Origin of the sequence: Desulfosarcina cetonica JCM 12296 (assembly GCF_001311845.1) — a bacterium.
GTDB classification, from domain to species: Bacteria; Desulfobacterota; Desulfobacteria; order Desulfobacterales; family Desulfosarcinaceae; genus Desulfosarcina; species Desulfosarcina cetonica.
The window spans coordinates 44,336-52,789 of sequence record NZ_BBCC01000023.1; the positions used below are offsets into that span (position 1 = coordinate 44,336).

Annotated in this window: 6 protein-coding genes and 1 pseudogene; all 7 read right to left on the reverse strand. The window is 56.6% G+C overall.

The genetic code is table 11. The features are described from left to right. Positions 1-63 precede the first annotated feature (63 nt). Positions 64-1,335 carry a DUF1302 domain-containing protein gene (locus tag JCM12296_RS07745; protein WP_157067446.1) on the reverse strand — a complete coding sequence of 424 codons (1,272 nt, stop codon included), beginning with the start codon at positions 1,333-1,335 and terminating at the stop codon, positions 64-66. An 8-nt stretch (positions 1,336-1,343) separates the two neighbouring features. Beyond that, positions 1,344-2,176: pseudogene (locus JCM12296_RS50295) on the reverse strand (outer membrane lipoprotein-sorting protein). Positions 2,177-2,199: 23 nt separating this feature from the next. Continuing rightward, positions 2,200-4,644: an efflux RND transporter permease subunit gene (locus JCM12296_RS07760; protein WP_054691381.1), complete on the reverse strand. Its 2,445-nt coding sequence runs from the start codon at positions 4,642-4,644 to the stop codon at positions 2,200-2,202. A 29-nt stretch (positions 4,645-4,673) separates the two neighbouring features. Further along, positions 4,674-5,288: a TetR/AcrR family transcriptional regulator gene (locus JCM12296_RS07765; protein WP_054691382.1), complete on the reverse strand. Its 615-nt coding sequence runs from the start codon at positions 5,286-5,288 to the stop codon at positions 4,674-4,676. A gap of 301 nt (positions 5,289-5,589) precedes the next feature. Further along, a complete protein-coding gene (locus JCM12296_RS07770; RefSeq protein WP_054691383.1) occupies positions 5,590-6,027 on the reverse strand; it encodes an acyl-CoA thioesterase in 438 nt (145 codons plus the stop codon). Between the two features lie 104 nt (positions 6,028-6,131). Beyond that, complete coding sequence (thrH, locus tag JCM12296_RS07775; RefSeq protein WP_054691384.1) at positions 6,132-6,743, reverse strand: bifunctional phosphoserine phosphatase/homoserine phosphotransferase ThrH; 612 nt, start codon at positions 6,741-6,743, stop codon at positions 6,132-6,134. Between the two features lie 41 nt (positions 6,744-6,784). Then, the gene (locus JCM12296_RS07780; RefSeq protein ID WP_054691385.1) at positions 6,785-8,101 is read right to left on the reverse strand and encodes a homoserine dehydrogenase; all 1,317 of its coding nucleotides are present in this window, start codon (positions 8,099-8,101) and stop codon (positions 6,785-6,787) included. Positions 8,102-8,454: the final 353 nt, after the last annotated feature.

Sequence of the window (8,454 nt, forward strand, 5' to 3'; positions counted from 1 at the left end):
TTTCGTATTCGGTCGAAAGACGCTGATAGGCGCCATCCTGAAAAGCTTCCCCATAAACCGATATCAGAACGGTGAGGTCAGGGTATCGTGCAGAAAATCCTTGTCCATCCGGGCCACCCACTGGATCTGATCGGCATTGCAGCCATCCGGGTCTTGTTTCAGCGCATCATCGTGATCGAACAAATGCCGGTCGACGATTTCCAGGGTGAGCTGGGTATCGTCGAAGCCGGCGTATTCCAGGCCGGCCATCACGTCCAGACGGCAGTAGGTGTTGTGCGGCAAATGGGTGAATTCGAGCCCATCCAGCCAGGCGAACTCCCCCTTGATCAGCCAATTGCCCCAGGCTAGATTGGCGGAGCCACCCACCATTTTTATGCGCGCATGGGTGCTTTCCAGTACGGTTGATCCGGATACCGATCTTTTAAAATGGGCATTTTCATCGTAGATATCGGCGGCGTAGAACCCTAAATCCCAGCCGGAAAAAATTCCGTTCAGAGCAACGGCAAACTGGGTGTTGGCCACATCGCTGTCAGGATCATTTTCCACCGGTGGTGGGGTTGCCGACGGAGAAAAATCCGACCCGTCGGGCGGGTTCTTATTGAAGCGCACCTCATGGATGGCGATCCCCGTCAAGCTGAAATCGCCCCAGTAATAATCGAGCCGGGTCAGGGTGACCGGCAACCGCAGATCCTCGATGTCGGTCACTCCCGGTTCCCTCAGGTCCAGTGGGTTGATGACATCCACGACACGGATGTTATCCGATGTTCCCCAGACCACGATCTGACGTCCCACCTTCACGTCCAATTGTTTGGAAAGGCGTCCCTGCAGGTAGGCTTCACGCAGTTCCACCTCACGCTCATCATCGTCCAGCACCGCGTCGGCATACTGGCTGCGGCCATTGATCCCGTAGGCGAAATCGTAATCCGCCGCACCACTGGCAAATGCCCGCCAGTCGGCTACCGGCTTGACGTTAAGCTCAAGCAACAGCTGCGCTTTCAGGCGGGAGAGACCACGCCAGTCGGTCTCTCCCACGTCTGGTGAATCATGGGCGAAATTGATTGAAGCCGCGGCCTTGAGATGGCCGCCAAGACACACCAATGGATCCACCGTATCGACATCCGGCCCTTCGGCCGTTGTCTCGGGATCCATGGCCGATCCCGCATCTTCGAAGCCATTCAAAAGCTCGTCATAACCCCTGACCGGCGCGTCGAATCCACCGAGAAGGTCGTCCTGTGCCCAGGCCGGATCGCCGGCAATGCCTGAGAAAAGGTACAGCACCGCCAGCAGGCAGCACCGCCTTATGCCGCCCCCCTCCCATCGGCACCAACAGACCATCTTTTGGCCTACAGCCCCTTCTCCATCTTGCGGACGGAGAACATCGCTTTGTCGAGGTTTTGGTTGAAGCGGACCCTGTCCAGCGTCAAAATCGTTTTGTGAACGGTCTGCTTGCCCTTCTTGCGGGTGACCCGCAGCTGTGTGGCCACCCAGATGCCTTCGATCCGCTCCAATCGGTCGACCAGCATGTATTTGAGGTCGGCACTGTTTTCGACCCAGTGGATGGAACGGACGATGAAATCGTTGTCCTGGCGGACAAACAGCAACTCCTTTTCGTAGCCGGTTTCCTTCACCACCTTTTTCGAACGCGGCGTGGCCCAGATGGCCCAGGTTTTCACGCCGTCGAAGGTCTGCTCACGCCCCTTTTCATAAAAGTGATAATCCCAGTCTTCCAGTTCCCGGTCGGTCAGATCGCTATAGTTCAGGTCCGATCCCATAAACTGCCGCTTTTATCCGTGGTGGCGATGCGTTTGGTTTTTTTAAGGGCCGGCAGATAAAGCCACTGATCGTCGTCGTGCGCGGGATCGTCATAATCAATGGTCAGAAAGGCGGTGTCCTTGACGTCGGCCGGCTGCAAGAAAAACATCAGTCGCAGGGTGTTCGGTCCCTTGTCTTTGGTGAAGGTGGCGAGTTTACGGAGTCGCTCCCCGCCGCTTCTATCGATCAGGACCATCTGCATGTCAGCGGTTTGGTTGTCACCGTCATCCCGGGCATCTACCCGTTGCATGATGGCGCGGGCCTCGGGATCGTCGGCGGCCACGGTGATCGAAACGCTCCCCATAAACACGAGGCCGACGATCAAAATGGTCCAAAGTAAGATATTGCTGTCCCCTTTTCTCATTTCCGTTCGTCCCCTGTTTCTTTTCAATTGCTGTTCTCCATCAGTCCTTGGTCCTCTTGGTAGTATTCATCCACCATTCTTTTGGGGGCGTATAACAACGCCAGCAAGGCCGGCACCAGAAGCAGATCGGCGGCCAGGGCAAAGAGGACCGCACAGCCCACCAACACGCCAAAATAGACGTAGCAGGACAGATAGGCGCTCGTATAGATGATGAATCCGCCGCATAACACCAGGCTGGTGATCACCAGCGCCCTGCCGGTGTTGAAAAGCGTTTCTCTCACGGCTGTCTCCACGCAGCCGCAGGTTTCATAGGACCTGCGAAAATGGTGCAGGAAGTGGATTGTATCATCCACGACCAGTCCCAACACAATACTGCCGATGAGCACCGTCATCAGATCGATGGGGATACCCGCAATCCCCATGATGCCGAAGATCAGGATAATGGGAACGATATTGGCGATCATGCTCATCAATCCCACGCGCAAGCGTCCGATCATCACAACCATCAGCAGGGTAATGATCAAAAAGGCGAACAGATAGCTTTTGGCCATGCTGGTGATGAACATTTTGGTAATACCGATAAACAGCGCCATATGACCGGTCAGGGTGACGGTTTCACGGGGGAACTGACGGTTGAGATAGGTTTTTATTTTATCGACGTAGTCTTTGTAGAGGATCGAATCGGTAAAGGGCGCCAGAATCGACAGGCGGCCCGTACGATAGCTGGAATCGGTCAGTTCGGCCAGATCATCGCTGCCGCTGGATTCGAAAAGGATCAATTCCTGGGCGACCAGCTGACGGTTATCCGGAACCATGTAAGCGGCGTCGCTGTCCTGGTTCAAGGCCCGGTGGGTTTCCTTGAGCACATCGGCCACGGAAACCACCTTGGCCGCGTTGATCTGGTGAGCGTTAAGCGTGGGGATTGCCTCGCCCGCCTGGGCCATACGCGAAATCAGGTTCGGATCATGCAGACCGTTTTCACGCCCTGAATCCACCAGCACCTCCAGCATCACCGTGCCCCCGTTCTTGCTGTCCATGAGTTGGGTGCCGATCCGAACGGTAGAGTCTTCGGGCAGCCAGGTCATGGCATTATGCGAAAAACGGACCGTGCCGGCTGCCACGCCGGCCAGCAGAACGACAACGGCCCAAATCGTGGTGACGGCGAGCGGCCGGTGAGTGGTGGTGCGGGCGATGGCATCGAACAGCCGATCGGCAATGGCGCGCTTTCCCTCGGGAATCGGACGAGGCGTTTTCAACGGGAAAATGGCGATCAGGGCCGGCAGCAAAAATAGGGTGTAGAAAAGGGCCAGCATGACCCCAACCGGGGCCACATAACCCAATTGGGCGATGATGGCCACATCGGCCCAAACAAAGGAAAGCAGCCCGCAAGCAGTGGTCAGGCTGGTCATGAGCACCGGCAGCCCGGCATAGGCCACGGCGTTTACGATCGCCGCCTGTTTGTTGCCGGTGATCCGAAGTTGGCGATAGAAAATGGTCAGGATATGCACCGAATCCCCGACGCCCACCACAATCAGAAAGGTCGGCAAGATCATGATGGCGTTGGTGATGGGAATCCGCCAGATGGCCATGATGCCCAGGCAAGCGACAAGGGACAACAACACGATGGTCAGCGGGTAGATGACACCGGAAACCCTTCGGAAAAGAACGGCCAGGAAAATGATGATCAAAAGAAAAGAGAGCGGAATCATCCGGTTCAGATCTTTTTCCAGCCCGCGCTGCAGTTCGGCCACGAAGACGGGATTGCCGGCAAAGTAGAAATCGATTCCCTTTCCGCGATAGTTGTCGACAATGCCGCGGATCACGGTATCGATTTCAACGTTCTGATCATTGCTCAGGTAGCGGCGGGTCGGCTGCGTTTTCGTCTCGGTTTCTTGGCTGAAACCATCTAAAATATCCTCTCCTGCCGCTGGCATGACGGCCTGGGCCTTGACCAGAATCATGGCCAGTGAACGGTCCGGAGACACCAGCAGGTTTTCGTAGAGCGGATAGCGGTCGATGCGGTTTAGGATACGCCGGTAGTCAGCCATGGATTGTGGGGGCCGGGGAATGAGATCCTCCACGATCAGGGTATCGCCCTCGGCCCTTACCACTCGCCCGTTGATCAGGCTGGTGACCTCATCCAGATAGGGCACCGACGTTTCCAGTTGGGTGTGCAACCGGGCCATGGTTTTGAAAAAGGCCGGGCTCAGGCCGTTTTCCGGCTTCAGGGCGATAAAGAACATATCGTCCTGGCCGAATTGGTCCCGGAAATCATTGTAGGCGATCAGCGTCGGATCGTCTTCGTGGAAAAAACTCTCTTCGCGGGTGTCGATGGTCAATTTGGGAAGCTGACTGCCAAGCAGGGTGGTAATCAACAACACAGCCACCAGGGTAATGTAGCAGTGCGCATAGACCCATGCGGCAAGTGCGCTAAACAGGTCTTCCAACCGGCGGTGGATGGTGGTCATAGCTAAATCCTTGATGAACGCGTAAAAAGTCACAGTTCCGACGGATGCGTTGTCAGACCAGCCAAGGCCTGCCGGTTCATGTTTAAAACCAGATCGGCGGCCATATCCGGCGTCATGGACGGATCGCGGTAAAACATGACCAGCGCGCCAAAATAGTGTGAGAACAACGCAGTGGCCAGAATATAGCTGGTCACCGTGCTTGCCATTTTTCCTTCCGCTTTCTCATCATCGATCATTTTTTCCAAAAAATTGAAAAAGGTGATCGTTTGCCAGGTGAGAAATGGCGTATCCTCTTCAGGTTCGAAGACCGTGCTGCGGATCAACACGCGATAGAGCCTTCGATTGGCATCGTAGAAGGTATACATGGCCCGCCAGATATGGTTCAGCCGCTGAGCCAGGTCCCCTTGTGAGGGCATGGTCGCAAGGGCCTGGGCCGTGGTGCGCTCGATATCCTCGGTTAGGGCGGCTTCCATCAGTGCGCCCTTGTTCTTGAAATGCACCACTACCGATGCCGGCGACACACCGGCTTCCCGGGCGATGGCCCGCATGGTGCATTGGTCCACATCCTTTTCCAAAAACAGTTTGCGGGCGGCCGCCATAATCAGTCTGCGGGTTTCGCCTTTGGAGACGTCCCGTCGGTTCATGGACTTTCCTTTGTTGAACGTGTTTTTTAATTAAACGTGTTTAATAAAAATGCGTCGTCAAGGTCAAGCGTAAATTTGACAGGCGGAACCCCTGCCCGCAGTATCACACAACCGGAGAGGTCCCCTTAAGCGGAGCAAAAAACTGATATGGTTAAATAATTGTGTTTGGATAAAGGCGGGGTTGGCAATAACGACGGTGATGCGGGTTTAATGCAGATCGCCGATCAAGGAAACATCTTCGCCGACCTGAAAGCATGCAATATTCCAGTGTGTTCTTGCGGTTTTCAGCGGAAAATGGCGTTCACCCCTCGCCGTTCGCCAGACCCTGTTTGATCATTTCCCGGATAAAGTCCGGCGGCCGCACCACTTTGCCCTCACCGTTGACAAAGGCATGGCGGGTGAATCCCGTGGTATGGGTGACACTGCCATCCTCGCTGGTAATGGTGTAGTCGAACTGCATACCGGCGCGAAAGGCCGTGTTCAGCGTGGCCTCGATCACCAGGATATCGTCGTAGTGCGCCGGGGTGAGGTATTTGCAGGTCACCTCGGAGACGGGCAGCATCAGTCCGCGGGCCTCGATCTCCCGGTAGGGCAGGCCCAGGTGACGGAACAGTTCGGTACGTCCCATCTCGAACCAGCGTAGGTAATTGGCATGGTAGACGATCCCCATGGTATCGGTATCGCCGTAGATCACCCGGTAGGTGGTCTGGTGGCTGATTTTTTTCGTTTCGTCACTCATTTTGTCGGACTCTCTTGATTAGGCCTTTCAACCCTGTTCATGGCTCACCCGGATCACATAAAATCGATATCCATCCGACCACCTAAACGCCTACAGCCTTCAGCCTAAATCCCTTTCCCTATCGCCTTTCCGAAAATCTTCTTCAATTCCGCATAGGTGGTGGCCACGGGAAACTGGGGATATTCGTCGATCACGTTCTGGGGCGGGCGGAAAAGCACGCCCATATCGGCTTCCTTGAGCATGTTGACGTCATTGTAGGAATCGCCCATGGCCAGCACTTGGTAGTTGAGCGTCTTGAAGGCCTGGACGACCTTACGCTTGCCATCGGCCTGCCGCAAATTGTAGTCGGCAATCGCCCCGCGCGTATCGATGGTCAATCCATGGCAGAGCAACGTGGGCCAGCCCAACTTCTCCATCAGGGGCCGGGCAAACTCGACAAAAGTATCCGAAACGATGACCACCTGGGTGCGCGCCCTGAGCCAGTCGAGAAACTCCCTGGCCCCCGGCATGGGATCCATGGTGGCGATAACGTCGGTGATGTCCTTGAGCTTGAGGCCGTTGGCATCCAGAATGGACAGGCGCCGCTTCATGAGAACATCGTAGTCGGAAATATCCCGGGTGGTCAGCCGCAGGTCGGCGATCCCCGTCCGCTCAGCCACATTGATCCAGATTTCCGGGATAAAAACGCCTTCCAGGTCTGAACAGATAATGTGCATGATTCCTCTTTTTAGTTGGTGCGCTTACGGAACGGTAGACGTTAATCCTGCCCGTCCTCATCCTCAATGCGAATCAACATGGGCGTGCCGGCCACCACATCCAGGCCGCTGATCTCGGCCAGGGCGCGGGAGACATCGGCTTCGCGGGCGTGGTGGGTGAGCATGACCACCGGCACCGAACCGTTGGTTTTGCGGCCCTTCTGGTGCACGAACTTGAGGCTGATGCCGTATTTACCCAGGATTCCGGCGATCGCCGCCAACACGCCCGGGCGGTCCATGGCGTCAAAGCGGAAGTAGTAGTTGGTCACGATCTCGTCCACCGGCTTGACCGGGATGCTGCGGATCGTGTTCGCCTGGAAACCCATCACCGGTATCCGACCGGCGCCGTCGGAAGCCAGATTCCGGGCGATGTCGGCCAGATCCGAGACAATCGCGCTGGCCGTGGGCATCATCCCCGCGCCGTGGCCGTGCAACAGAATCTCCTCCACGGCATCGGCCCGCACGCTGATGGCGTTGAGCGTGCTGTTGACATTGGAAAGCAGGTTGTCGAAGGGAATCATCGTGGGGTGCACGCGCGCCTCCACCGACGCCCCGTTATATTTGGCGATGGCCAACAGCTTGATGCGGTAGCCGAACTGGGCGGCAAATTCGATGTCCAGCGGCGTGATGCGCGAGATCCCCTCGATGTAGACGTCGTCAAAATTGATCTTCATGCCGAAGGCCAGCGCCGAGAGGATCGCCAGCTTGTGGGCCGCGTCCAACCCTTCCACGTCCAGGGTGGGGTCGGCCTCGGCATAACCCTTGGCCTGGGCCTCGGCCAGGGCGGTCTGGAAATCCACACCTTCGTCGGTGATCTTGGAGAGAATATAGTTGCAGGTACCGTTGAGAATTCCGGTCATGCCGCTGATGCGGTTGCCCACCAGGGACTCGCGCACCGTCTTGATGATCGGCATGCAGCCGCCCACGGCGGCCTCGTAGGCCAGGTCCACCCGCTTGGCCGTGGCCGCCGCGATGATCGCGTTGCCATGCTTGGCCAACAACGCCTTGTTGGCCGTGACCACATGTTTGCCCTGGGCGATGGCGTCCAGGATCAGTTGTTTGGCAATACCTTCTCCGCCAATGGTCTCAACGACGATCTGCACTTCGGGATCGGCAATGGCCACCGCCGCGTCGGGAATCATCACCCCGGGCGCCAGGTCGAGACCGCGATCCCGCTGGGTGTCGATATCGGCCACATACTTGAGATGCAGTGTGCATCCGATGCGGTCGCGGATGATATCCCCGTTTTCCAGCAGCAGCCGGGCCACCCCCGTGCCCACCGTTCCGCAGCCCAGAATGGCGACGTTCACTTGTTTCATATGCATTCGGTCCCTGATCAACGTTGTTAATAGGATAAATCGTGCGGTTATTTCTTATGACAGGCACCCGAAAGTCAACAAAAATTGACGGATTCGTAAAAAGCCCGATATCGGCGTTACGCTTCATCCCTCGTCACTGCGGCGTACCCAAAAGTACGCCTCATTCCTCGGGACTCGCAAGCCTTGATCTCGATCTTTTTACGAATCCGTCCGAGACTGCGACTTTCTACGGGTCCATCAGAGTTGTAGAAGGACAAAATACCACCATTCATTTACCCGTCACGGCCGCAGCCGTCGCGCCAACCGCCAGGCCATGCCGGCCACCACCAGCACCCCGCCCAGAAGGACCGACC

What these genes read in the sequence shown, in the direction of transcription:
- JCM12296_RS07745 (WP_157067446.1), bottom strand. Translation starts at nt 1,335, where the DNA reads ATGGTCTGTTGGTGCCGATGGGAGGGGGGCGGCATAAGGCGGTGCTGC.
- JCM12296_RS07760 (WP_054691381.1), bottom strand. Translation starts at nt 4,644, where the DNA reads ATGACCACCATCCACCGCCGGTTGGAAGACCTGTTTAGCGCACTTGCC.
- JCM12296_RS07765 (WP_054691382.1), bottom strand. Translation starts at nt 5,288, where the DNA reads ATGAACCGACGGGACGTCTCCAAAGGCGAAACCCGCAGACTGATTATG.
- JCM12296_RS07770 (WP_054691383.1), bottom strand. Translation starts at nt 6,027, where the DNA reads ATGAGTGACGAAACGAAAAAAATCAGCCACCAGACCACCTACCGGGTG.
- thrH (WP_054691384.1), bottom strand. Translation starts at nt 6,743, where the DNA reads ATGCACATTATCTGTTCAGACCTGGAAGGCGTTTTTATCCCGGAAATC.
- JCM12296_RS07780 (WP_054691385.1), bottom strand. Translation starts at nt 8,101, where the DNA reads ATGAAACAAGTGAACGTCGCCATTCTGGGCTGCGGAACGGTGGGCACG.